This is a genomic window from Limnothrix sp. PR1529 (genome assembly GCF_002742025.1).
Classification (GTDB): domain Bacteria; phylum Cyanobacteriota; class Cyanobacteriia; order CACIAM-69d; family CACIAM-69d; genus CACIAM-69d.
Genome location: NZ_LIRO01000030.1, coordinates 1 through 25,532, shown reverse-complemented (window position 1 = coordinate 25,532; position 25,532 = coordinate 1). Strand labels below are relative to the sequence as shown.

General features: G+C 56.8%; 22 protein-coding genes. 11 read left to right on the top strand and 11 right to left on the bottom strand.

All coding sequences use genetic code 11. The features are described from left to right. Positions 1 to 38 precede the first annotated feature (38 nt). The 6 genes from urtA to trmB all read left to right on the top strand — a co-directional run bounded on the left by urtA (position 39) and on the right by trmB (position 6,344). Entirely contained in the window at positions 39 to 1,361 is a 1,323-nt protein-coding gene (gene urtA / locus AMR42_RS04845; protein ID WP_099532338.1) for an urea ABC transporter substrate-binding protein, read from the top strand. A 170-nt stretch (positions 1,362 to 1,531) separates the two neighbouring features. Then, positions 1,532 to 2,680, top strand: a complete 1,149-nt coding sequence (locus tag AMR42_RS04840; RefSeq protein ID WP_099532337.1) for a branched-chain amino acid ABC transporter permease — start codon at positions 1,532 to 1,534, stop codon at positions 2,678 to 2,680. Positions 2,681 to 2,825: 145 nt separating this feature from the next. Then, positions 2,826 to 3,995, top strand: a complete 1,170-nt coding sequence (urtC, locus tag AMR42_RS04835) for an urea ABC transporter permease subunit UrtC (protein ID WP_099532336.1) — start codon at positions 2,826 to 2,828, stop codon at positions 3,993 to 3,995. Beyond that, a complete protein-coding gene (gene urtD / locus AMR42_RS04830; RefSeq protein WP_099532335.1) occupies positions 3,992 to 4,771 on the top strand; it encodes an urea ABC transporter ATP-binding protein UrtD in 780 nt (259 codons plus the stop codon). The genes urtC and urtD overlap by 4 nt, the downstream gene beginning before the upstream one ends. Positions 4,772 to 4,826: 55 nt before the next feature. After that, positions 4,827 to 5,543 (top strand): urea ABC transporter ATP-binding subunit UrtE, encoded by a 717-nt coding sequence (urtE, locus tag AMR42_RS04825; RefSeq protein WP_099532334.1) that lies wholly within the window; start codon positions 4,827 to 4,829, stop codon positions 5,541 to 5,543. Between the two features lie 165 nt (positions 5,544 to 5,708). Further along, a complete protein-coding gene (trmB, locus tag AMR42_RS04820; protein ID WP_099532333.1) occupies positions 5,709 to 6,344 on the top strand; it encodes a tRNA (guanosine(46)-N7)-methyltransferase TrmB in 636 nt (211 codons plus the stop codon). Positions 6,345 to 6,516: 172 nt separating this feature from the next. Here trmB and fabF read toward each other — a convergent pair whose 3' ends face one another. Both fabF and acpP read right to left on the bottom strand, forming a co-directional pair. Beyond that, positions 6,517 to 7,827: a beta-ketoacyl-ACP synthase II gene (fabF, locus tag AMR42_RS04815; protein ID WP_099532332.1), complete on the bottom strand. Its 1,311-nt coding sequence runs from the start codon at positions 7,825 to 7,827 to the stop codon at positions 6,517 to 6,519. 77 nt (positions 7,828 to 7,904) lie between these two features. After that, positions 7,905 to 8,147: an acyl carrier protein gene (gene acpP, locus AMR42_RS04810; protein ID WP_099532356.1), complete on the bottom strand. Its 243-nt coding sequence runs from the start codon at positions 8,145 to 8,147 to the stop codon at positions 7,905 to 7,907. A gap of 724 nt (positions 8,148 to 8,871) precedes the next feature. Here acpP and AMR42_RS04805 point away from each other — a divergent pair. Both AMR42_RS04805 and psaC read left to right on the top strand, forming a co-directional pair. Further along, a complete protein-coding gene (locus AMR42_RS04805) occupies positions 8,872 to 9,855 on the top strand; it encodes a CoB--CoM heterodisulfide reductase iron-sulfur subunit B family protein (RefSeq protein WP_099532331.1) in 984 nt (327 codons plus the stop codon). 224 nt (positions 9,856 to 10,079) lie between these two features. Then, on the top strand, positions 10,080 to 10,325 hold the full coding sequence (gene psaC / locus AMR42_RS04800) for a photosystem I iron-sulfur center protein PsaC (protein ID WP_099532330.1): 246 nt from the start codon (positions 10,080 to 10,082) through the stop codon (positions 10,323 to 10,325). Between the two features lie 242 nt (positions 10,326 to 10,567). Here psaC and AMR42_RS04795 read toward each other — a convergent pair whose 3' ends face one another. Beyond that, positions 10,568 to 11,761: an aspartate aminotransferase gene (locus AMR42_RS04795; RefSeq protein WP_099532329.1), complete on the bottom strand. Its 1,194-nt coding sequence runs from the start codon at positions 11,759 to 11,761 to the stop codon at positions 10,568 to 10,570. Then, positions 11,758 to 12,948 carry an iron-containing alcohol dehydrogenase family protein gene (locus tag AMR42_RS04790; protein WP_099532328.1) on the bottom strand — a complete coding sequence of 397 codons (1,191 nt, stop codon included), beginning with the start codon at positions 12,946 to 12,948 and terminating at the stop codon, positions 11,758 to 11,760. Before AMR42_RS04790 ends, AMR42_RS04795 begins: the two co-directional genes overlap by 4 nt. A gap of 130 nt (positions 12,949 to 13,078) precedes the next feature. Between AMR42_RS04790 and AMR42_RS04785 the strand changes: the two genes are divergently transcribed. Together AMR42_RS04785 and AMR42_RS04780 are read left to right on the top strand one after the other, a co-directional pair. Beyond that, positions 13,079 to 14,296, top strand: coding sequence for a PD40 domain-containing protein (locus AMR42_RS04785; RefSeq protein ID WP_099532327.1), 1,218 nt, complete (start codon positions 13,079 to 13,081; stop codon positions 14,294 to 14,296). Between the two features lie 187 nt (positions 14,297 to 14,483). Further along, positions 14,484 to 17,816: a glycoside hydrolase family 38 C-terminal domain-containing protein gene (locus tag AMR42_RS04780; RefSeq protein ID WP_099532326.1), complete on the top strand. Its 3,333-nt coding sequence runs from the start codon at positions 14,484 to 14,486 to the stop codon at positions 17,814 to 17,816. 59 nt (positions 17,817 to 17,875) lie between these two features. On the opposite strand, the gene AMR42_RS04775 is transcribed toward AMR42_RS04780, so the two are convergent. Beyond that, on the bottom strand, positions 17,876 to 18,943 hold the full coding sequence (locus AMR42_RS04775) for a hypothetical protein (protein ID WP_099532325.1): 1,068 nt from the start codon (positions 18,941 to 18,943) through the stop codon (positions 17,876 to 17,878). A 728-nt stretch (positions 18,944 to 19,671) separates the two neighbouring features. On the opposite strand from AMR42_RS04775, the gene AMR42_RS04765 reads away from it, so the two are divergent. After that, entirely contained in the window at positions 19,672 to 20,523 is an 852-nt protein-coding gene (locus AMR42_RS04765; RefSeq protein WP_099532323.1) for a lipopolysaccharide assembly protein LapB, read from the top strand. 115 nt (positions 20,524 to 20,638) lie between these two features. On the opposite strand, the gene AMR42_RS04760 is transcribed toward AMR42_RS04765, so the two are convergent. From AMR42_RS04760 to AMR42_RS20235, 6 genes are all read right to left on the bottom strand, one after another. After that, positions 20,639 to 21,562 (bottom strand): SPFH domain-containing protein, encoded by a 924-nt coding sequence (locus AMR42_RS04760; protein ID WP_158234360.1) that lies wholly within the window; start codon positions 21,560 to 21,562, stop codon positions 20,639 to 20,641. Positions 21,563 to 21,852: 290 nt separating this feature from the next. Further along, positions 21,853 to 22,380 carry a transcriptional regulator NrdR gene (gene nrdR / locus AMR42_RS04755; protein WP_099532355.1) on the bottom strand — a complete coding sequence of 176 codons (528 nt, stop codon included), beginning with the start codon at positions 22,378 to 22,380 and terminating at the stop codon, positions 21,853 to 21,855. 298 nt (positions 22,381 to 22,678) lie between these two features. After that, positions 22,679 to 22,774, bottom strand: a complete 96-nt coding sequence (locus AMR42_RS04750; RefSeq protein ID WP_037216787.1) for a photosystem II reaction center protein T — start codon at positions 22,772 to 22,774, stop codon at positions 22,679 to 22,681. Between the two features lie 327 nt (positions 22,775 to 23,101). Continuing rightward, a complete protein-coding gene (psbB, locus tag AMR42_RS04745) occupies positions 23,102 to 24,622 on the bottom strand; it encodes a photosystem II chlorophyll-binding protein CP47 (RefSeq protein WP_099532321.1) in 1,521 nt (506 codons plus the stop codon). Positions 24,623 to 24,874: 252 nt separating this feature from the next. After that, entirely contained in the window at positions 24,875 to 25,225 is a 351-nt protein-coding gene (locus AMR42_RS04740; protein ID WP_099532320.1) for a hypothetical protein, read from the bottom strand. Positions 25,226 to 25,275: 50 nt separating this feature from the next. After that, a partial coding sequence (locus AMR42_RS20235; protein ID WP_158234359.1) for a hypothetical protein occupies positions 25,276 to 25,532 on the bottom strand: 257 nt, incomplete at its 5' end.

Genomic DNA, 25,532 nt, shown 5'->3' with positions numbered 1-25,532 from the left:
TGATTTTTACGCAAAGCTGAGGAGTGTAAAACAATACAATGTCCGGTCAATTTAATCGCCGTAAATTTCTGTTTTACGGCTCCGCTGCCCTGAGTGCCAGTGTTTTACTCAAGGCCTGTGGCCAAGCCCCGGAAAGCGCTCCATCGCCGGGCAGCCCTAGCCCCGGGGCTAGCCCCGCCGGATCTCCCGCTGCTAGTGGTGACACGATCAAAGTCGGCGTTCTGCATTCCCAGAGCGGCACGATGGCGATCAGTGAAAAGAGCGTGATTGATGCTGAACTGCTGGCGATCGAAGAGATCAATAAGGCCGGCGGTGTCCTGGGCAAGCAAATCGAGCCGGTTGTGGAAGATGGAGCCTCTGATTGGCCCACCTTCGCAGAAAAGGCGAAGAAGCTGATTGACCAAGACAAGGTGGTCACCATTTTTGGTTGCTGGACCTCTGCCAGCCGCAAGGCAGTGCTGCCGGTCTTCGAGGAGAAGAAGCACATGCTTTGGTATCCCGTGCAGTATGAGGGGCAGGAATGTTCCCAAAACATCTTCTACACGGGCGCTGCGCCGAACCAACAGATTGAACCGGCCGTTGAGTGGCTGTTCAAAAACAAAGGTAAAGAATTCTTCCTGGTCGGTTCTGACTACGTTTTCCCGAGAACTGCCAACACGATCATCAAAGCCCAAGTGGAAAAGCTGGGTGGCAAAGTTGTTGGTGAGGATTACATTCCCCTGGGCGGCACGGAAGTTACGCCCATCATCACCAAAATTCGCAGCGCTCTACCCAACGGTGGCGTAATCTTCAACTCCTTGAATGGTGACAGCAATGTTGCATTCTTCAAGCAGTTGCAAGGGGCTGGTTTGGGCCCTGACAAATATCCTTCAATGTCCGTGAGTATTGCGGAAGAAGAAGTGAAAGCGATCGGGGTGGAATACCTGGAAGGCCACTACGCCGCTTGGAACTATTTCATGTCGGTGGATTCTCCGGCGAACAAGAAATTCGTGGATGCATTCAAGGCTAAATACGGCCCCGATCGCGTTACGAATGACCCCATGGAAGCGGCCTACATTGCCGTTTATCTGTGGAAGCAAGCCGTTGAAAAGGCGAAGACCGCCGATGACCTGGAAAAAGTGCGGGCGGCTGCCTATGGTCAAACCTTCGATGCCCCAGAAGGCATGGTGACCATGAACGCTAACCATCACCTGTCGAAGGTGGTGCGGATTGGCGAAATTGAAAAGAGCGGTCAATTCAAGGTCGTGTTTTCAACGGATAAGGCGATCGAGCCGGTGCCCTGGAACCAATTTGTGGCTGAAACCAAGGGCTTCGCTTGCGACTGGTCGGATCCGAAGAAGGGCGGCAAGTACAAGATCTAAGCCATTTGATCTTTGTAACCCTGATGATGCTTGGCGGGCAATAGCCACTGCATAGGCATCGGTTCTACAGCAGCCAAGGGGCAGTCGGCCAAGTCGTCACTGCCCCTTTGTTGTTGAAGGACTACGGTAATGAGGTTTATTTCACCCGCACACTCAACCCAGTTCTTGAGATGCTTGATGCCATTTTTAGCGGAATTAGCATTGGCTCCGTGTTGCTCATTGCAGCATTAGGCCTGGCGATTGTGTTTGGGCTAATGGGTGTGATTAATATGGCCCACGGCGAGCTGATGATGCTCGGAGCCTACACAACGTTTTTGGTTCAGAATCTGTTCAAATCCTTCGGTGAGGGGGCGTTTGAAATTTATATTTTCCCAGCGCTGATTGCTGCTTTTATTGTGACAGCGATCGCGGGGGTAATTTTGGAACGGGGGGTGGTGCGATTTCTCTACGGTCGCCCTCTGGAAACCCTGTTGGCCACCTGGGGGGTGAGCCTGATGTTGCAGCAGTTTGTGCGCAGCATTAATTGGGTGATGGCGATCGGGCTGGTGCTGTTTTGTGCCCTCTTTTTTGGGGCTTGGGGGCTGTTGGGTAAACGCGCCAATTGGGTGGCCATCAAAACCCAGGCCCTGAGCATTTTGTTGCCGGTTTCAGCGGGGATTTCGATCGCCGTGGGCAGCCTGTTAGCTCAACAATTTAAGTTAACAGTCACCAAGCCCTGGTTCGGGGCCCAAAACGTGGACGTGACGGCTCCCCGGTGGTTGCGGGGCGGGATTCCGATCGGGGATTCGCAATTACCTTCCACCCGATTGTTCATCATTGCCCTAACGATTCTTTGCCTCTTTGGCCTGTATTGGTTCCTGAATCGATCGCTCTGGGGCCTGCGCATCCGTGCCGTTACCCAAAATCGCAGCATGAGTGCCTGCTTGGGCATTGCCACCAACACCGTCGATTCCTTGACCTTTGCCCTCGGTTCCGGGCTGGCGGGAATTGCGGGCAGCGCGATCGCCCTGTTGGGTTCCGTGGGGCCCAACACCGGCCAAAACTACATCGTTGATACCTTCATGGTGGTGGTGGTGGGTGGTGTTGGCAAACTGGTTGGCTCGATCGTCGCCGCGTTGGCCATTGGTACTGCGAGTTTCCTGATTGGTTCCGGAACCCTGGCCGCTGTGTTCGAGAAGATTCCACCCCTTGCGGAGTTCTTCAACTTCTTTGCCACCGCCAGCATGGCTAAGGTGATGGTCTTTGCCGCCATCATCGTCTTTTTGCAAGTGCGTCCAGGCGGTCTTTTCCCCCAAAAAGGACGGACGGTCGAGTCCTAAACAGCAATCTGGGAAATGTTTTGCGGCTTATCCATTTCTCCAGATTGTGCGTTTTGCCAGCTTTGATTCTTTAGTTTCGATTCTCAAATTCCAATTCGAGAATTGCAGCAATTGCTAACGACAATCCTCATTGCGGGATGTGAGTATGGGATCTTTACCTTCAACCCGAAAACAGCGATCAATTCCCCTCAGTTCGGAGGATTGGGCAGCCATTGTTCTCCTCATTGTGGCGCTTTTGATCCCACTGTTGCTGTCGGATTTTCGCCTGAACCTTCTGGGTCGCTATCTATCCCTGGCGATCGTGGCCTTGGGTATTGACCTGATCTGGGGCTATACGGGTCTGTTGAGCTTGGGACATGGGGTGTTTTTTACCCTGGGTGGCTATGCCTTGGCCATGCACCTGAAGCTAGTACAAATTCCGCCCGATGCCACGGTGAAATTGCCAGAGTTTATGTCCCTGTATGGGGTGACGGAACTGCCTTGGTTTTGGCAACCGTTCTATAACTTTCCGGTAACTTTGGTTGGCATGGTTGCCGTTCCCATGGTTGCCGCTAGTATTCTGGGCTATTTGGTGTTTCGGAACCGAATTCGAGGCGTTTATTTCTCCATTCTGACCCAGGCGGCGACCATTGTTTTCTTCAATTTTTTCAATGGTCAGCAAAAGTTAATTAACGGTACCAATGGGCTAACCAATTTTGGGCAATTTCTGGGCTTTGATATTTCATCCCCAGGAACCCAAAAAATCATCTATTTCATCACGGTTGGTGGATTGGTGGTTGCCTATTTGGTTTGTCGTTGGCTCATTTCTGGCCGCTTTGGGCGACTCCTGATCGCCATTCGGGACGATGAACCTCGGGTGCGTTTTTCTGGCTACAACCCCACGGGTTTTAAGGTGGTGGTGTTTGCGGTTTCTGCGGCCCTGGCGGGGTTGGCAGGGGCATTATTTACCCTGCAATCGGGAATTGTGTCGCCCAAAACCATGGATATTCCCTTCTCGATCGAGATGGTGATTTGGGTGGCCGTCGGCGGGCGTGCCACGCTCCTGGGCGCAATTGTGGGAGCGGTGTTGGTGAACTTTGCCAAAAGCCTTTTGAGTGAACAATTCTCAGCAATTTGGCTCTTTTTCCAAGGGGGCTTGTTCCTTTTGGTGGTGATGGTGTTGCCCGACGGCATTGTTGGTTGGCTCAAGACCTCTGGCATGGATTTAATCAACCGATTGATCGGTCGATCGCCCCAGCCGGTTGCCACCTATCCCAGCTTGGAAACCGATCCCGAAGTTCAATTTGAGCGCGAAGAATTGCAGGATAAATCATGACCCATTCTTTGGATCTGCCGACGGCGGCGGCTCAGCCAATCCTCGCCATTCAAAACCTGACCGTCAACTTTGATGGATTCAAGGCCCTGAATAACCTAACCTTCAGCATGGCCCCCGGCGAATTGCGGGTGGTGATTGGGCCCAACGGTGCAGGAAAAACCACGTTTTTGGACACAATCACGGGCAAGGTCAAGCCCACCCAAGGGGATGTGTTGTTTAAGGGCCGCAGTCTCAAAGGGCGCAGTGAATACGAAATTGCGCGCTTGGGTATTGGTCGCAAATTCCAAACGCCTCGGGTTTATCAAAACTTGACCGTGGCCCAAAATTTGGAACTGTCGGGCAATCCCCAAAAAGGCGTGCTCCATAGTTTGTTTCGGAAACCCCTGCGATCGGAACGACAGTCCGTTGCCCAGCTCTTGGAAACCCTAGGACTCACCAGCAAAGCCCAATTACCGGCGGCCCTGCTCTCCCATGGGGAAAAACAACGGCTAGAAATTGGCATGTTGGTTGCTCAATCGCCCGATCTTTTGTTGGTGGATGAACCGGCGGCCGGTTTAACCGACGAAGAAACCTACCAACTGGGAGAATTATTGATTTCTTTGGCGGAAGTTCATTCAATCATTGTGATTGAGCATGATATGGAATTTGTGCGGCAAATTGCCCGTACAGTGACGGTTTTACATGAGGGATCATTGCTGTTTGAAGGCACGATGGATGAAGTGCAAAGCGATGAACGGGTGATTGAAGTCTATTTGGGCAAAGAAGACGAGGACTAGGGATCTGGCAATTGCCCCTAGAAAAGACCCAAGTAATTGAGATGGAGGACTGGGGATGTTGAAGGTTTCGGGCTTGAATGTTTATTACGGTGAAAGTCATATTCTGCGCGACGTGGATATGACCGTGCGCGAAGGGGAAATGACTTGCTTAATTGGTCGGAATGGGGTGGGAAAAACAACACTCTTGAAAACCATTGTGGGCCTGCTGCCGCCTCGGAGCGGCGCGATCGCCCTGGCTGATTCTCCGATCGCCCATTTGTCTCCCGATCGCCGAGCAAAGTTGGGCATTGGTTATGTGCCCCAAGGTCGCGATATCATTCCCCGGCTGACGGTGCGGGAAAACCTGCTGTTGGGTCTGGAAGCTTGCCGAGGAACCGATCGCGCCGGAGCAAACGCCAAAGACTTAACGGTTCCTGAAGAAATTTTTGATCTATTTCCGGTGTTGAAAACCATGCTGAATCGGATGGGGGGCGATCTGTCCGGCGGTCAACAACAGCAACTGGCGATCGGGCGGGCTTTGATGGGCAAACCGAAACTTTTGGTGCTGGATGAACCCACGGAAGGGATTCAACCTTCGATCGTGTTGCAGATTGAAGAAGCGGTGCAACATATCATTCGATCGACCGGCATTGCGGTGTTGTTAGTGGAACAGCACTTGCACTTTGTGCGCAAGGCTAATCACTACTACGCCATGCAAAAAGGCTCAATGGTGGCCTCCGGTGACACGAGCGAACTCAGCAACGAAACCATCCAACAATTCCTGGCGGTTTAGGGAATTGGTGTAGGGCGTGAATGCCGGATTTCGCCAGTCCCATTGCGCTCTCATCACGTTCTTATTGCGGGGACTTCCCTCAACTTTCCAAAATCTTGCTCCCGATCGCGATCGCATTCAATTGAAGCGGTAGGATCGGGAGGTTTTGAGTTGAGGAAACCTCCCGTGGCCTTGGTGCGTGTTCGTGAGCATGTCAATCCCCTCAGTCGCCATTATGATCGGGCGATCGAACCCCCCAATTGGTCGCAACTGTTTCGCCAACTCGATCGGCCCCTTCATCTCGACATTGGCTGTGCGAAGGGGCATTTCATTTTAGCCATGGGGGCCCAAGAGCCAACCTGGAACTTTTTGGGCCTCGAAATTCGCGAACCCTTGGTGCATCAAGCCAACCGCTGGGCCGAAGAACGCGGCCTCGAAAATGTGCGGTATTTGCCTTGTAATGCCAATCGCTCAATTCGTCCTCTGTTGGCATCCTTGCCCCCAGGAATTGTGCAGCGGGTAACGATTCAATTTCCCGATCCTTGGTTCAAAAAACGCCACCAAAAGCGCCGGGTCGTGCAACCCAGCTTGGTCAAGGATTTGGCGGAGTTTTTACCCTTGGGAGCACAGGTTTTTGTGCAATCAGACATCGAAGAAGTGGCGATCGAAATGCGCGATCGCTTCTGTGAACATGCGGCTTTTCGGCTCACCCATTCCCTTCCTTGGTTGACGCAAAATCCGTTACCGATTCCCACCGAACGGGAAAAATCGGTTTTGGATCAAGGCTTACCGGTTTATCGGGCCTTGTTTGATCGCATTTGATGGCGAAATCTAGCAATTCACCGAATCGATCGAATTAATTTCACCGAATTAATTCCACCAAATCGATAGGGGTGGGTTCTGGGAACCTACCCCTACGGATTGCGCCGAACTGAGCGCCAAATTCAGTTTGAACTCCCTTGCATTCCAGTCGATCGCGATGCTAGGAAAAATCCTAGCCGCGATATTTACGGAAGGCGAGCGTCACGTTGTGACCACCAAAGCCAAAGGAATTTGACAGGGCCACTTCCACTGGCATTTCCCTTGCTTGATTGGGCACATAGTCCAAATCGCAAGCGGGGTCAGGATCATCCAGGTTAATGGTTGGCGGAACCTTGTTATGGACGATCGCCATAACCGTCGCCACTGCTTCAATACCACCGGAGCCACCCAGGAGGTGGCCAGTCATGGACTTGGTAGAGCTAATGGCCACCTTGGAAGCCACGTCTTCACCCAAAGCCGCTTTGATGGCCGCTGTTTCCGTGGAATCGTTGGCGGGGGTGCTGGTTCCGTGGGCGTTGATGTAGTTCACTTGGTTGGGAGTGATGCCTGCATCCTTCATGGCCAAGCGAATGGCTCGGGCTGCGCCTTCCCCGCCGGGAACTGGAGCCGTCATGTGGTACGCATCGCAGGTCATCCCGTAGCCGATGATTTCCGCGTAAATTTTGGCTCCCCGGCTGAGGGCGTGATCCAGTTCTTCAAGCAACAGAATCCCGGCCCCTTCGCCCATGACGAAGCCGTCGCGTCCTTGGTCAAAGGGACGGCTGGCGCGGGTGGGATCATCGTTGCGGGTGGACATGGCCTTCATGGCTGCGAAGCCGGCCATCCCCAGCGGTGTGATGGCTGCTTCTGAGCCGCCGCACACGATCGCCTGGGCATAGCCTCGCTGCACGAGTCGGAACGCATCCCCGATCGAGTTGGATCCCGCCGCGCAAGCTGTCACCGTGCAAGAGTTTGGCCCCTTGGCCCCCAGTTGGATTGCCGTCAGACCAGCGGCCATATTGGCAATCATGGTGGGAATCATGAAGGGGCTGCATCGATCGGGCCCACGATGGAGTAGCACTTCCACCTGGTCTTCGAGAACCTTCAGTCCCCCAATGCCGGTTCCGATTAACACCCCAACCTGCTCAGCGTTCAGGTCGTTGATCACGAACTGGGCATCTGCAACGGCTTGCTTACTGGCACAAACCGCGATTTGCGTGAACCGATCCATCCGCTTGGCATCTTTGCGATCGATGTATTGCAGCGGATCAAAGTCCTTCAGTTCGCCGGCAATTCGGCAGTCGTGGCGTGAGGCATCAAACAGCGTAACCGGCCCAATGCCGTTACGCCCCGCCATTAGCCCATCCCAATATTCACTGAGGGTGTTGCCAATGGGGGTAATTGCGCCCAGACCGGTGACGACAACGCGCCGACGGGGTTCGTCAGCGGGGGCCGCACCGGCAGCGCTTGCCACAGGGGTGTCAACGCGGTTGGAACTGGTCATGGTGATAACAGTCTGGAGGTCTGCAAACCCAGCACGAGAGGTCTACGAGCCGTCAGTGGGCGATCGGGCTGCAATAACTAAGATTGTTGAGCGAGGATATAGTCAACCGCTTCTTGCACGGTGGTGATTTTCTCAGCCGCTTCGTCAGGAATTTCGATATCAAATTCTTCTTCGAGGGCCATGACTAACTCAACGGTGTCCAGGGAGTCTGCACCCAGGTCGTTGCTAAAGCTAGCTTCCGGTACGACCTTTTCATCCTCAACGCTGAGCTGATCGGCTACGATTTTTTTAACTTTTTCGAAAATTAGAGCTGACATGATGACTCCTATTGGACAGCCCCCCAAGCCGCCCAGGTTCTAGTCTGACGGGGTGAGGGTTATCGTCGCACAACGGGGGTGCAATGATCGATCCGACAACAGATCTGAGCCGTTGAAAACTCTGAAAATGCTGCGATCGAGAAGGTGAGCAGGCGGGCCTTGCATCCGGCTCAGTCGGCTTGCGTCTGAATAGACCGCAGCGAGGCAGTCGGCTGGCTCGAAGATGACGATAACCAGGCCGCGACCAAGGGGCATCGAGACGGGTCACCGATGAGGGCGCATCTAAGCATTCCTTCATCTTATCGGAAAGCGGCCGTTGCGGGTGAGATTCTACGGGCGATTGCTCCCCGCAGTCCAATGCGAAGCGGTGGGCGGTTTGGGTTGACTTGGCGGGGCAGAAATTCTGGGGTGGGATCAAGGTACAGATACTGAAACCAAGCAACTGGCTCAGAATGGAACAGAATCCAAAAGATTTGCCCTAAACCCCAGTCGCGCCCTTTAAACTCAGAACCATCAACCATGACAGCGCCATGACTGAGTTGCCATGCCTTAGTTGCCACGATTCGGCTGCCGCGATTCGGCTGCCACGATTCGGCTGCCGCGATTCGGTTGTCATGTGTTGTCACGTAATCGATGGCTCATGATTCGGCAGTGGCCACGATCGGCAATGACGTGATTGGCAATGAAGTGAATGGGCGTTTGATTAACCCTTGGGAGTAATTTAACGATGGTTGTTGCCCAGAGTGGAACACCGACGACATCGCGATCGACCGGTTCTTTTCCCGATCGCCAGCCGCTACAGGGTCGATCGGGCAAGCTGAAATATGCCTACTACCCGGGCTGTGTGGCCAAGGGGGCCTGTGGCGAGTTGCACCAATCCACCACCGCGATCGCCCGTGTTTTAGGCATTGAACTGGTGGAATTGACGGCGGCCGCCTGTTGTGGGTCAGGCACGTTCAAGGAAGAATCCCAACTGCTTGAAGATACGGTCAATGCTCGCAACATTGCCCTGGCCGAGGCCTTGGATTTACCGATGCTGACCCATTGCAGCACCTGCCAAGGGGTGATTGGCCATGTGGATGAGCGACTCAAAACCGCCCGTGATCGACAACCGGACTATTTCCAACAGGTTAATGGCCTGCTGTCGGATCAGGGTTGCTTGCCCTATCGGGGTTCCACGGAGGTGAAGCATTTGCTCTGGGCCCTAGTGGCCGACTATGGCATTGAGGCGATCGCCCAGCGGGTGACCCGCCAACTGGCCGGCCTCAACTGCGCCGCCTTTTATGGTTGCTATTTGCTGCGGGCCCAGTCGTTCAATCGTTACGACAACGCCGACAACCCCCGATCGATGGAGCAAATTTTTGCGGCCTTGGGCGCTGGGGCGATCGACTACCGTGGGCGCACCCAATGCTGCGGTTGGCCCCTGGCCAGCTATGCCACTGAGACCTCCTTCCAGTTGGCGGGAACCCACCTTACCGAGGCGATCGCAGCGGGGGCCGACTGCCTGGTCACACCCTGTCCCCTTTGTCATCTCAACCTCGATTCCCGACAACCGGAAGTGGCAAAAGTGACCGGGCGATCGCTCAACATCCCGGTGCTGCATCTGCCGCAACTGATTGGCCTGGCATTGGGCCTGGCCCCGCGCGATTTAGGCCTCGATCGCCACATTGTTTCCACGCGCCCAGCACTCCAAAAGCTGGGTCTGGCTTAGGCATCAGCCCCCGGCGACGGGCGATCGACCCCGGCGGGAATCGGCCCCCAAACGACCCACAATGACTGGCCCCCGCCGTCAAGCTTGGTTTACCAACTTTAAATTTTTGCAACCTTCAAGGAAGCCACCAAAACTCGCAAGATACACTGAACGGTGATTTCAACGGATTCTCGGCACGATCGCCGTTTACTTCAAACCAAGGAATCGAAGGGAGTATTGCTTCAATGTCTCATTCGGTAAAAATTTACGACACCTGCATTGGCTGCACCCAATGCGTGCGCGCTTGCCCCACCGACGTGCTGGAGATGGTTCCCTGGGATGGCTGCAAGGCCGCTCAGATTGCTTCCTCGCCCCGCACCGAGGATTGCGTGGGTTGCAAGCGTTGCGAAACCGCTTGCCCCACCGACTTCTTGAGCATCCGTGTTTATCTGGGCGGCGAAACCACCCGCAGCATGGGCTTGGCTTACTAAGCCACGGCTTTTGATGTTGGTTGAAGTTGGCTTGGCTGAATTAGCGCATCTTTGCTGGTTGGCTAAGTTGTCTTGCCGGGAGTCTCGATCGCATCCCCCGCTGGGGTGGTGAACTTGGGACAACGTTGCAGGAATTTTTTAGATGATTTTAAGAGTACGCACCCTTTGCGTACTCTTTACTTTGCTGAACTTTGCTGAAGTTGGGTGGTTTTAGAATTTTGGCAATTTCCAATTAAACCGTTTTAAACCGTTGTGGCGGCCATGTCGTAGTGAATCCCAGCGGCAGCCAGGCGATCGAGCGCTTCACCCAATCGGGGCAAGTCGCAAATCAAGCTGACCCGCACATAGCCTTCGCCCCCCGGGCCAAAAGCATTCCCCGGTGTGAAAACAACGCCCGTTTGCTCCAACACCGAAAGGGCAAAATCCGTAGAAGTCAGACCCGGCGGGCAGGGAACCCACAGGTACATGGTGGCGCGGGTGGGCTTCAGAGACCAACCCAATTGGTTAAACCGCTCCACTAGGAAATCCCGGCGCGATCGATAGCGTGTTTGCACCTCCGTCAGGTAGGTATCAGGCATCGAAAGGGCTGTTTCCGCCGCCTTTTGCAGGGCTGAAAAGATGCCGTAGTCCAAATTGGTTTTCAGGGTGCGCAACCCCTGGACAATCTCCGTGTTCCCCACCACAAAACCAACCCGCCAGCCGGCCATGTTGTAGGTTTTCGAGAGGGTGTGGAATTCCACACCAATCTCCTTCGCGCCCGGAATTTCCAGCAAGCTGGTGGGTTGATAGCCATCAAAGGCCAGCTCGGCATAGCAGAGATCGTGAACCAACAGAATCTCGTGCTTGCGGGCAAAGGCCACGGCTTCCTCGTAGAACTCGCGGGGGGCAGTGGCGGCGGTGGGGTTACTGGGGTAGTTGAAGTAGAGAATTTTGGCGCGATCGGCCACGTCGTCCGGGATGGAACCAAAATCAATCAGCCAATCCTGTTCTGCCTTGAGCATGATCGTGTACAGATCAGCGCCGGCCAGCAGGGGCCCCCGGAAATGGGGAGGATAGGCAGGGCTAGGAACAAGAATGGTGTCGCCCGGATTGATGTAGGCCAGCGCCAGGTGGGTTAGGCCCTCCTTGGAACCCAACAGGGGCAGTGCTTCGCTGTCGGAATTGAGCTTTACGCCATAGCGCCGCTCATACCAATCGGTGATGGCGCGTCGAAAGCTGGCGTTGCCTTCAAAGGGGGGGTAACCGTGGCCGTTGGGATTGTCGAGGGCTTCTTTGGCGGCGGCAATGACCGGGGCGGGCGCGGGGCCGTCGGGGTTGCCCATGCCCAAATCAATCAAATCTAGGCCCTGTTCCCGGGCGCGGGCTTTCAGTTCGTCAAGGCGAGCAAAAACGTATTGTGGTAGGACGCGCAGGCGATCGGCTGGTTGAATTTTCATGGCTGAGTGACCTCCTCTCCGGTGTAGATGGGGGCCGCGGCGATCGGCCCGCCATCGGGGCTGAAGCTGCTGCGGCAGGGGGCGAGGGTTGACACCAGGGCCGCCATCACTTGGTCGGCACTCACGGGGAAGGGGAGGTGATGAATATCCGATCGCTCATGGCAGGCCAACTCTGCGGCCTGTTTCAAATCCTGAAGTGTCATTTGCCCAAGGCCCAGGTCTTCCAGGCAGCGCGGCAACCCGATCGCCTCGTAAAAACTCAGCAATTGGGCCCGGGCGGCGGCGGCCAACTGACTGCCTTGGATCATTTCTTCGAGCCGCAGTTGGGCCAAAATTCCGAGGGCCACCTTTTCGCCATGCAGCGTGCCGTGGCTGGCGCTGATGTGGGTGAGACCGTTGTGGATCGCGTGGGCGGCCACGGTGCGACATTGGGCCCCGCCCAAACCGCCAATCACCCCGGCCATCAGCACGGAAGCGTCGACCACTTCTTGCCACAGGGGGCCGCCGGGTTGGGCGATCGCCTCGGCGGATTTTTGCAATAGCAAATCTCGCAACACTCGGGCCGATTGGACGGCGGCAACGATCGTGGTTTGTTCAGAGCGCCCGCTGCTGATGGCGGCTTCATACCATTTGGCGATCGCGTCACCGATGCCCGCCACCAGGGTGCGAGTGGGGGCCGTCAGCACCAGTTGATAATCCAAAATCAGCAAATCGGGGCAGCGATCGAGCGTCACGTCATACAAAAACGCTCCCGATTCGGAATAAACATTCGAGAGGGCTGTCCAGGCGGCGCAAGTGGCTCCGGAACTGGGAATCGTGGCGATCGGGATTTTTAGTTGGTGGGCCACCAGCTTGGCCGCATCCAGGGCCTTGCCGCCGCCGGTGCCGATGAGGTAGTCCGCTCGATGGGTCTTGGCCGCCACGCGCAGGCGTTCCAGGCTGCTTTCACAGCAATCGGGCAAATAATTGGCGGCGGTGCTTTTAGCCCCGATTTGCTCCAGGATCGGTTGCAAAGGAGGTAATAGGGCCGCCAGGGAGCGATCGCCCCCGATGATCAAGGGTCGCTTGCCCAACCGGGCCAGTTCTGCTCCTGCCTGGGCGATCGCACCCCAACCGCGTGTCACCCTGGCCGGGGCGATCGTTAAGGCTGGAATTGGCACGGTCACGGCAATAGGAGCAGTCGGCATGGCAGTCACCCACTACGATTAGGAATTGACCAGAAAGTACACTTTACTCTATGGCGGGAATAGACAGCGCACGATCATTTTTTGGCTGTCGTTGGCTGTTGTTGGCTGTCGCCAATGGTGACCTTATCGAATGTTGTTGCGATCCAATTTTCAACTCTGGCGGTGGCGGGCGATCGCGGCGCGCTGCTCAAGCCTTGGCCTGCTCTCTCTACTCTTAGGTTGCGTCAGTGACTTGCCCAAAGCACAGTTACCGAGCGTTACAGAACTGCCCAACGATCGGGACACCCTGATCGTGACCACGGACATTAACAATCAAGGCCCCGACCCATCACGGTTGGCATTTTATACGGCCGACTTACAAACGGGCTTGGTGGCTCGCTGGCTGCTGCAAAACGACTTGGAAATTGAGCAGCCCAACAAAAATCAAGCCCTAATTGAAAATGGCCCGCCCGTTTTGTTGCGCGATGGCAGCGGGTTGATCTATCAAGGCGTATTTTCCGGGCGATCGAGTCCCTTTTTGATTACGCCCCAAGGGGGAGTGCGATCGCTCACCGTTCCCCCCGCCGCCCAAAGCTCCAATGGCCGGCGGGCCTGGAGTGCCGATGGCCGTTGGTTGGCCTATGAACGAATTGAGTCGCGTGGTGAAGCCACTTTTTCGGAAATTTACTTACTCGATCGGCAAACGGGCCAACAACGCCTTTGGCTTGCGAACGATGATGCCGATCGGGAAATTCGCTGGATGAGCTGGTCTCCCGATAGTCAGCGCCTGGCCGTTGCCCGCTATCAACTGGGGCAAGAGGCGGTCGATCTGACCCTGCTGGATTTGCAAAAGCCGCCCCAAGTGCTGATTCGGGAAGGGGAAACCACGCCTTTTCAAGTGCCCGAAGTCGCCATGTACGACTTCCAATGGTTACCGGATAGTCAGCGGCTGAGCTTTTTAAATCACCGCAACCCGGCCGTGCGCGGCAACGACGATCCGCTTGATGAATTTTTGAGTTTTCAGTGGCTGTTTCCCCAATCGTCCGGGGTGAAATCCCAGTCCTCAATTTGGATTTTAGATACTCGATCGCGCCAATTTCAGGAATTGCCGCTGGTGACCCAAGGGGAGCGCCTGGGGGATTTGTCGGCCTATACCTGGTCACCGGATGGCCAACAACTGGCTTTGGTAGCCGGCTTTGCGGGCCCCTGTCGGCGGCTGGTGACCGCTGGTCAGGTCACCTGTAGTGACCATATCTATGTGGCGAGTGCGGATGGTCGGCGGGTGCGGCAGTTAACCCAGGTGGAGCAGTGGCCGAGCTATCGGGTGTTGTGGTTTTCTCCCCAACGTCCTGCGGGACCATCATTCTGAGGGCAACTGATTTGAGCCTGATTTGAGCCTGATTTGAACTTGATTTGAGCCTGAGTTCTGCTTGATTTAAGCCTGATTTGTATCTCAGTGGCCTCAAATTCCGTGGAAGTGAACGAGCCAGCGAAAGAGCGACGGGAGAATGGCCTTTAAATTGGAGAAAGTATACATACACTGAGCCTAGCTTCCCGTGACTCCGCAGAATTCTGAGCCTTGGCAGTTCTCGATTGATCGGCTGCGTTCCCTCACTCGATATCGCTGCCAAACCGCTTGGCAGGGGTGGCGAGGGGAATTGCGTCTAGATTGGGCCTTGGATCCCGATCGGTGGTCGCGTTGGCCGCAGATGGCGGTGAATGACAAGGGCCACATCCCCGTGGCGGCGGGGCGATCGACCCTGTGGTTGGCCCAACGGATTGTGATTCCGGAATATTTGGCAGAACCCTACCCGATCGCGGGGCTGACGCTGCGACTGGCCTTGGGTTGGTGGGCGGAAGTGGCGGAAATTTATCTGAATGGGCAATTTGTCCAAGCGGGCGATCTCTTCGATCCGGCCTGTCGGCGGTTGCTGAGCGCGGCGGCGGAACCGGGCATGGCGTTTGATTTGGCGATTCGATTGGTGTCACCCGGCCATGATCAAGGGGCGCTGGTGAAGGCAGAGCTGATTTTTGAGACGGCTTCTTTGGTCGATCGCCTGGATCCGGGAACGCTGGCCGATGAGTTGGCGGTGGTGGCTCAGTTTGCCACTTTGGAATCGCCCGATCGCCCCGATCGCGCCAGTTTGGATCAGGCGATCAGGCAAATTCACTGGGCGGCCTTAGCCGATCGGGTGGCCTTTGAAGCCTCCCTGCAACGGGCCCGCCAAACCCTGGTGGCGGCCGGTTGGGCCGACTGGCTCAAGCAGCGACAAATTCACGCCGTGGGCCATGCTCATCTGGACATGGCTTGGCTCTGGCCCGTGGCGGATACCTGGGATGCGGCCGATCGCACCTTTCGATCGGTCTTGCAGTTGCAAACGGAATTTCCTGACCTCACCTTCACCCATTCCAGCCCGGCCCTGTTTGAGTGGTTGGCGGCCGATCGCCCGGCCCTGATGGCTCAAGTGCGCGATCGGGTTGGGGAAGGGCGGTGGGAACTGGCGGCGGGCCTGTGGATTGAGCCGGACTTGAACTGCATCAGCGGCGAATCGATCGCCCGCCAAATTCTTTACGGTCAACAATTTGCCCTGAACCATCAAGGCCAGTGGGTGGCGGATCAACCGGCCCGGATTGCCTGGTTGCCCGATACCTTTGGGTTCTGCTGGCAATTGCCGCAACTGTTGCGGTTAGGGGGCATTGATATTTTTGCCACCCAAAAACTGCGCTGGAACGACACCACCCGCTTCCCCCACGAGGCCATCACCTGGGAAAGTCCCGATGGGTCGCAAGTGTTGGGCTGGATGTTGCCGCCCATTGGCACGGACGCGGATCCCCTGGCGATCGCTCGGTATGCCGTCGATTGGGAACAGGCCACCGGCCAACCCACCAGCCTTTGGTTACCGGGGCTGGGCGATCGAGGAGGCGGCCCCACCCGGGAAATGCTGGAGCAGTGGCAGCGCTGGTCTGCTTCTCCCCTGTTCCCGCAGCTAGGGTTTGGACGGGTGACTGACTTGGGTGCAAAACTCGCCGCGATCGACACCTGGCCCCGCTGGCGCGATGAACTGTACCTGGAGTTTCATCGCGGCTGCTACACCACCCACTTGGATCAAAAGCTGGCCAACCGTCGCTGTGAAGGACTGCTGTATGAAGCGGAACTTTGGTGGTCTTTGGCGGAAATGGCAGGGCTGGTGACTCCCGAGTTGGCCACCGCTGCTTTTGCAGACTTAGAGCAGGCCTGGAAACGGGTGCTGTTTAACCAATTCCATGACATTTTGCCCGGTACTTCGATCCCCGAAGTCTACGAAACCGTGAATGGGGATTGGCAGGTGGCGGAAGCCGGAGCCTTGGCCGGGCGCGATCGCGCATTAAGTCACTGGTGCGCTGCGATCGACCTGACCCAACCGCCCGTGGCCGGAGCCTCCCCCGTGGTGATTTTTAACAGCCTCAGTTGGGAGCGATCGGGCGTGGTGGAACTGGCGTTGCCCCCGGGATCTTGGCGAGCGGTGAGTGGCGATGGGCAACCGTTGTTAACTCAGCGATCGGGGCCCCGGGGCGATCAGTTGTTGGTGCAGGTGAATGACTGTCCCGGCGTGGGTTATCAATGCCTGTGGTTAGTGCCCGATGCCGAACCCACGATGGTGGACTTGCAACATTTACCCAGCGAGCCGCCGATTCTGCAAAATCCCTGGTTACGGGTCACGATCGATCCGATTACCGGCAACATCAGCAGTTTGTTTGACATCATCCAAAATTGCGAAATCTTGTCCGGCCCCGGCAACGAGCTGCAAGCCTTTCGGGACGCGGGGCAATATTGGGACGCTTGGAATATTGATCCCGCCTACGAAACCAACGCGCTGCCTCCGGCTCAACTGTTGGATTGGCGATGGGAAGAGTCCGGCCCCGTGCGCCAAGTTCTGCGAGTGCGACGACAGGTGGGGCAATCGGTGATCACTCAAGATTACGTTCTGGAGTCCCGATCGCCCCTGTTGCAAATTCGCACTACCGCCCAATGGCAAGAAACCCAAGTGCTTTTAAAAGCCGCCTTTCCCCTCAGTGACGAACCGGATCTCGCCACCTACGAAATTCCTTGCGGGGCAATTGTTCGCCCCACCCGACCCAGCACCGCCGCCGAACAAGCGAAGTGGGAAGTGCCCGCCCTGCGCTGGGCTGACCTGGCCGCCCGCTTAATTGCGGATCATCCTGCTGTGCCTGGGCGATCGACCCCCGATGCGACCCCTGACGCGACCCCCGATCGGACTCCCCAAATTGCGGATCCCACGCCGCAGGATGTGGCGGCCTGGGGGGTGAGTTTATTGACCACGGGGCCCCATGGGTTTGATGCCAAGCCGGGACACCTGCGCCTGAGTTTGTTGCGATCGCCCTGTTGGCCCGATCCCCACAGCGATCGGGGTACCTGGGAATTCACCTATGCAATCTATCCCCACTTGGGCGGCTGGCAAGGGGCCCAGACGGTGCAGCGATCGGCCGAGTTGCAATCACCGCTCTTGGCCTGTTGGGTTCCTGTGCCCGCCACTGAGGATCCGCAATTAGCCGAAGCTGCGGCCGATCCGGCGATCGCGCCCCAGTTGCCCACCCAAGCTACCTTGCTCAACTTGGGCTGTGACTATGCCCAACTGATGGCCCTCACCCGCCATCCCCAACGGGCCGATCGCTGGGTGTTGCGGCTTTATGAAAGTGTTGGTCGATCGGGTCAGTTGCACCTGATTAGTGATTTGCCCTTGACCTGGGGCGATCGGGTCAATTTGTTGGGCGATCCCCTGCCGGACTCCACCCCAACGCCCACAGCAACAACCCCAGCAGACCCCGCCAGCACAAAGGCGATCAAGCCCTGGCAAATTTGTTGCCTGGAACTCGATCGCCTCAACTAATCGCTCCCAATTGAACTTATTTCCCAGACTGGCAGGGAACCACGGTCTCCGTTAGCCGCCTAGGATTCCCTTGAAGATTCGTGAGCCTCGCCCTCCGGAGCCGCGCTGCGTGGCCGCGGTTTCGATGGCTTTTGGTCTCCGCTCCGTTGGGGCCGTGGTGTGGCGGGCCGAGTCCCTTCGGGCCGATCCCCCGGCGGGCGATCGTTCCGATTAAACCGGCGACCTCCGCCGCCCCGAGGCTTGTGGTTACCCGTCGGCTTGCGGGGTTTGCGGGGGGGCATTCGTCGGATGGATGTGCCCTGCACGATCGTCAGCACATCCCCTTCCCGCTTCACCTCCACATCCCAGAAATGGCCCACGGCTCGCTCACCCAGCACGCCCTTCAAGTGGATCTTGAACGCCTTCGCCTTGTCATCGGGGCGACGCGGCGCTTGCTGGATGCGCATGGTTACCGCCTCTTGGTCGGCCCGATGGAACATCACCTCGCCTCGGATCGAGAAAAATTCTTGATCCACCACGGCTGGTTCTAAAACCGGCTCATCGGATCCTTCCGGCGGCTTGCGGTGCAAGGTTTCCGGCTCCCAAACGCCCACCACTTGCAAATGCAGGTGATTTTCACGGGTGCGCGGATAAACCACCCACAGGTGTTCCTTATCGAGGTCGATGTGGTTTTTGACAAGGCTCATGACCCGGCCCAGCAACACCGCATCGATCTGGATATCGTTTTCCACCACCAAAGCACCCTTGGTTAGGCGCTCTTCGGAAGGCAGATAGCGGCCTCGCACCAGCCCGATCGCCCGGTATTGCATGGGGTCACTGGGGGGCGGAATGGGATGCAGTCGCAAACCAAGGGTGCTGTCCTCTTCCGAGATGGGAGCGGCTTCCTCCGGTTCCACGGGTTCCGGCGCGGCGGTCGGTTCGGGGGTGGCGGTTGGGTCTCGCCGCACGGGCTTGGAAATACTAACGATTTTGGCGGACTCTTTTTCCGATTTAGCGGCTTCCTTGCGAGGGGCTTCTTCGGCTTGAGCGGCAGGTGGATTGGGACGGACGGGGGGCGGGTTTGGCCGCTTGGGCCCGTTGTTCGGTGTGGATGACTCGGCCGCAGGCGGCTCAGACGGGGGACACATAAGACCTCCTTGCAGGGGACGGAGACAGGAGCGAGGAACAGAGATCAGTTCGGCGATCGGTCAGCGATCGGTCAGCCCGGCGATCGGTGCATCACGGTGCGCATGACGATGTGTATGACACTGGATCAGCGCGAATCAGAAATGCAAATCAGAAATGCAAATCAGGGCGATCGCGCCACAGCCATTGAAGATCATTTGGCAAAAATCATTTGGCAAAGATCCTTCAGGGCCGGGCCTCAGCCAGCTTCCCGAGATGAGCCGAGAAATGAGCCAAGAGACCTCAGACGAAACCGATTCGGAACTGATATTGACGGGGCCAACCCAGGACTCACCCAACCCCCTGGAATGGCATTTTCCAGAGACCAATCACCCCATGGGTTCATGGGGAAACTGAAGGTGACGGCTCAAGGGCCAAGACCCGGGGGCTGTCAATCTGCCTATTCTACTGAATGCATGGATAGCCCAAGGGAGTCAGAAGATTTTTCTGGTTTTTTGGGAGTTCGGGGAAGCGTTGCCGATTTGGACTTGACCTAAAACCCTGATGCCATCATCATTTGAGCGAAATTAGGGATCGATCGCCGCATGGGGTTTGCTCGGTTGCCGAAGGGATCGGATCCAAGAATTCCTGTCGGTTTAGAGCGTGTGGATGTCAAAATGTCGGGTTACGGCCCCCCAAGAGACTCCCCAGCCCGGGGCGGCTCTTCCGTCAGGCAAACGAGGCAAAAACTGTGACGAATCAAAAGCAAAACCGTTGGCTCACGAGCGCTGTGCTGTTTTTGGCGCTACTCGCTTTTGTTGGACTGTCGGTGCTGCCCTTGTTGGGAGGCCTACGCCAAACCCCCAATTCTGCCGCCAGCCCGGGAACTAGCCCGGCCAGCTCGGAGCGCGATCGACTCATGAATGAGGCCAAGGGCTATGAGTTGGTGCTGCAACGGGAGCCGGACAATCAAACGGCCCTGCGGGGGCTGTTGGAAGCCAAGCTGAAAATGGGCGATCGCAAGGGGGCGATCGCGCCGTTGGCCAAGCTAGCGGAGCTGAACCCTTCCGAACCGGACTACGGCATTCTGTTAGCCCAAGCCCAAAAAGAGGCGGGGGACTTGGAAGCGGCGGCAGCCACCTACCGCACCCTGCTCGATCGTCAGCCCAATAGCCTCAAGGCCCTGCAAGGATTGGCCACCCTGCTGGTGGAACAGCAGCGCCCCCAAGCGGCCGTGGGTTTGGTGCAGGAGTCGTTGGATCAGGCGATCGCGGCCAATAAAAGCAAGCCCAACAGCGCCGATGTGGTATCAATTCGGCTGCTCTTGGGCGAGGTTTATGTCAAGTTGGAGCGGTATGACGACGCGATCGCTGCGTTTGACAAGGCCCTAGAGGGCAATCCCAAGGATTTTCGACCGGTTTTGGCCAAGGCGATCGTGCTGCGCAACCAAGGCAAGACTCAACAGGCTGAGGAATTGTTTGCAACGGCTGCGGGGTTAGCACCCGATCGATTCAAAGATCAAATCCGCAAGCTGGCGGCCACGGAGCCCGGCGCTGAACCAACCCCCGCCGCCAGCCCCAGTCCGTCGCCCGCACAGCCCTAGGCTCTGGTTGTCATTGCCTGCAATCCAGTGAAAGCGGTCGATCGATGCGTACCCTAACGGACCCAGACAAGGGGCTTAAGCCCCTTGCTCCAACGATCCGCGCCAACCAACCGGCCTAAGCGCCGCCCGGGCCATCCAAGTCTGCAAAGTCAACCTTGCCATGTATGTGGTTGTGGCGAGCAGGGGTTGATTCCTCGCCCTCCATGATGCCGTTGACGGTTTCCGTGAGGGCTTTGGGATCCATAAAGATCACCTTGGAGTTGGGGCTTTCGCTAATGCGCTGGCTAGCGTCCACATAGCGCTGAGCCACCAGGAATTTCACCATTTGCTCCAAGACCCCCTTGTTTTGGGGACGATCCTGCATGGCGGCCGAAATGAGCTGCACCGCTTGCACAATCCCTTCCGCCTCAGAAACGGCGGCCCGCTTGCGCCCTTCCGCTTCGGCAATGGCTGCATCGCGCTTTCCTTCTGCCTCTTGAACGGCGGCTTGACGTTCCCGCTCGGCAATTCGGGCCCGCTCCATGGCGCGATCGATCTCTTCAGGGCGCTTGATGTTTTGGATGGCCACCCGCAGCACCTTGATGCCCCACTCAGTGGTAATCGTATCGAGGCGCTCCAGCAGGTAATTATTCAATTCTTCAATTTTGGAGAAGGTCTCCTCTAGATCAATTTGGCCGAATCGGGCGCGTAATTCCGTCAAAACCAGGTTTCTGAGGGAATCATCTAGATTATCAACGTTGTAGTAGGCGGCTTTTAAGTTAACGATGCGCCAAGAAACGAGGGCATCTACCTCGATCGCCAAGCCGTCTTTGGTGATGACTTGCTGGGGGGCGATATCCAGGTCGCGTTCCCGCACGGTTTCGACAATCAGCGAATCCACGAACGGAATCACAAAGTTCAATCCCGGATCGAGCGTGCGTTGATAGCGACCGAGGCGCTCAACCAATGCTTTATTTCCCTGTTCAATCACCCGAGCGGAGCTGGCAAAATAGCCCAAGCCCACGGCGAGAGAAACGAGTAGCCCCAACACTGCATCCACTTTGATTCACTCCATGCTTAGGTGCGACCGTTGGTTGACGCTGCAACCAATGCCGATATTTGGTCTTGCCACTTTGGTTTTGCCACTCTTAGGGGCATTTGACAAGCGGCCGGGCCCCCTGTGTGGTTGGGGGATGACAGCGATCGCCCCAGAAATCTCCTGGAAGGATCAAAAAATGAATTCAAGATAACCCAAAAAAGATAGTCAAAAATAATCAAAATTGCTGACTGCGGGGCTTTTCGTGACCCTTGCTGGTTGCTCTAGGAATGGCTGATTCAGGAATAGCGGCTTCAGGAATTATGGTCGCCGCCCAGAGCAACATCCTCCAGAAGGGGGGTGGCCGTTGGCCAAATATGCGCTTCAGCCCGCTCGGCTCGCAATCGATCGAGGGTTTCCACAAAATCCCGAATGCCCTGAAATTGCTGATATACCGAGGCAAAGCGCACGTAGGCCACTTCGCTGAGCAATCGCAACCGATCGAGCACCAGTTCGCCTAATTCATTGGTTTTCACTTCCCGAATCGATCGCTGTTGGACTTCCGCTTCAATTTCGTCCACGATCGATTCCAACTGTTCTACGCCAATGCCAGTTTTTTCACAGGCGCGGATTAACCCCCGCAGCAGCTTTGAGCGATCGAACGATTCCCGCCGCCCGTCTCGCTTGACCACCGCGATCGGCACAAATTCCACCCGTTCGTAGGTTGTGAAGCGCCGTAAACAAGCCAAACACTCGCGCCGCCGCCGAATGCTTTGTCCGCCTTCCGCCGCCCGCGATTCAAGCACCCGACTATCCGTGTGATGGCAGAACGGACACCGCACAGGCATCACCCCTCATAACAGAACCCGAGTGACAAACCGTGCGATCGAGTTGCCCCACAGACCCTCCATCCAAACGATTCATCACTCGGGTTGAACGGTGATCATGGTCGATCGAGCCACCGAAGGGCTAGCTCCCAACTCTAGATTGGGCGATCGGGCCAACGATCCAAATATCAATACAGCCGATATGGCCAATACAGCCCCTGGCGCTAATGTTGCCAAGCCGAATGTCGGGAAGCTCAATATCGTGAGGCTCCGTGCAATCAAGCTCAACGCAGTCCATGCGGCCAAGCCTTGCCTACTTGCCAATCCGAGGAGGCTCGCGGAAGGCAATTGCAAAAAACAACGTCCCGATCGCCAACGCCAAAATCAAAATGTAGGCAACGCTTTCCATCGTTCATTTCCTAACAACTTTTCCTCAGTCTATCAAGCAAGGGTCGAAAACGTTCAGTTTCCAAAATCCCGTCAAATCAGGATTTACAACCTGCAACAATCTTCTGAAAAGGAACTTCCGAAAAAGAACTTTCGAAAAAGAACTTTCGAAAAAACCTGGGGCTGGCACTGAAGGCAAGCTGCCCAGGGCGATCGGCCCCACCGCCCAACACCCCCAAAACACAGCGAGAGAGCCTGGAATTCCAGACTCTCTCGTTAATTTTTGGGCTACCAAGGAGTCAGAGTCTGACCCCTAGCACCCCAAAGCTAGAGTGACCAAAGCCAAGCCCTAGACCGACTCCTTACGGGTGGTCAAGTCGCCCAGTTTTTGGAACGCACCAAACTCGATTTGTTCGCCCAGGTCAGCTTCAATCCCAGCAAACACGTCGCGGAACAGCGTCCGAGCACCGTGCCAGATGTGACCAAAGAAGAACAGCAGCGCAAACGAAGCATGGGCGAAGGTGAACCAACCGCGAGGGCTGGTGCGGAACACGCCATCTGCATCGGTGGTGTCGAACTCAAACGGTTCGCCCAACTGCGAACGGCGAGCCAACCGCTTCACATCCGCCGGGTTGGTGAAGGTTTGGCCGCCCAGCGCACCGCCGTAGACCTTAGCCGTGACACCGCTTTGTTCAACACTCAGCCTCGATTCTGCACGACGGAACGGAATGTCCGCACGCACCACACCATCCGCATCGGTCATCACAACCGGGAAGGTTTCGAAGAAGTTCGGCAGACGGCGCACGTTCAGTTCGCGACCTTCAGCATCGGTGAACACCGCGTGACCCAGCCACTTCTTGGCCGTGCCGTCGCCGCTGTTCATCTTGCCGACGCGGAACAGACCGCCCTTGGCGGGGCTGTTGCCCACGTAGTCGTAGAAAGCCAGTTTTTCGGGAATTGCCGACCAAGCTTCATCCAAGCTCTTGCCAGCCGCCACATCGGTTTGAACGCGACGTTGGATTTCCTGTTGGAAGTAGCCGCTATCCCACTGATAACGGGTGGGGCCAAACAGTTCGATCGGGGTGGTGGCGTTGCCGTACCACATGGTGCCCGCAACCACGAAGGCCGAGAAGAACACCGCAGCGATACTGCTCGACAGCACGGTTTCGATGTTCCCCATCCGCAGGGCCTTGTAGAGGCGCTCGGGCGGGCGGACGCTCAGGTGGAACAGACCGGCAATAATCCCGACAATCCCCGCAGCGATGTGGTGGGCCACAATCCCGCCGGGGTTAAAGGGGTTAAAGCCATCGGGCCCCCACTCGGGCGCAACGGGCTGGACATGGCCAGTGATGCCATAGGGGTCAGACACCCACATCCCTGGTCCAAACAGACCCGTGAGGTGGAATGCACCGAAACCAAAGCAGAGAAGACCAGACAAGAACAGGTGGATGCCGAACATCTTCGGCAAGTCGAGGGCGGGTTCGCCCGTGCGGGGATCGGTGAACAGTTCCAAATCCCAGAACACCCAGTGCCAAACGGCTGCCAAGAACAGCAGACCCGAAAGGACGATGTGGGCAGTTGCTACGCCTTCAAAGCTCCAGAAGCCGACGTTGGTGGCAGTTTCACCCGTGACGCTCCAGCCGCCCCACGATTCGGTCACGCCCAAACGCGCCATGAAGGGCAGCACGAACATGCCTTGCCGCCACATGGGGTTCAGAACGGGATCGCTCGGATCGAAGTTGGATAGCTCAAACAGCGCCATGGAACCGGCCCAGCCGGCCACAAGCGCTGTGTGCATTAGGTGTACGGCAATCAGTCGGCCTGGGTCATTCAGGACGACTGTATGCACTCGATACCAGGGTAGTCCCATTGACTACGGCCTCCTCAATCGTTGGTGATACAGCAGTGCAGTAAATCGATCGCCTGTTATGGAAGTCGCGATGCAGTTTCTCGAAAGAATCCGTTAAGGCAGTTATCTAAAAAAGTGTATAGAGTCCACATACCGATCGCAAGCAAACGGGGAGGCCGATCGCCCTGTGATGGCGGCAATGGGTGATTGGCAGGGGAATGCGCCAGCCGTTGTTGACGGTTGGGGATCGAGACCGTGGCGATCGGGGAAACCCTAGAACTGGCCGGCTTTTTGGGTTTGAAAGTGGGCTTGGGCCAGGCTCAGCCGTTCGATTACCTGGTCGGCGCTGATTAAACGGGTGAGCAGCACTTGCCCAATCGGCTGATTGAAGTTGCCGTCGCCCGTGGTGGTCGGTTCGGGCTTGACCTCGATGGTGACGATGCTGGACTCGGCCCGATACAGCCAGAGCACTTCGTCCTGCTGGGTGATGGAGAGGTGGGTGCGTTCAATGCGGGGCCCGCGTCGCCAAGCGATGGTGCTCCAGGGGCCATCGGTGCTCCAAACGCGCCCAACAACCCACCCGTCCGCAAGAAAGAAATATTTCCAAGATTCAGTGCTGTTCATGGCTGTCCCCGGGGAGGCGATCGCAAGTCCGCGCTCAACTTATCACCAATTCACGGCGGGTTGTTGACAGCATCGGGAGTGATTGTCGAGGCTTGGCAGCCGTTGGGCAAGGGGAGGGGAGCGGCGGCCACAACGCGATCGCCCAAGTCCGCTTGGCGGGCCCAAAGAGTTGCGCCGCTGGCAAGGGAACTGTTGGGATTGCTGCGGCCCAGGGTACAGATTTTGAGTTCCACCCAGGTCAGTCCCGGTGGCGGCCCAGAGGGGCGATCGCCGGTTGGTGGGCTGGCGATCGGGGTGGCTGTTGGGG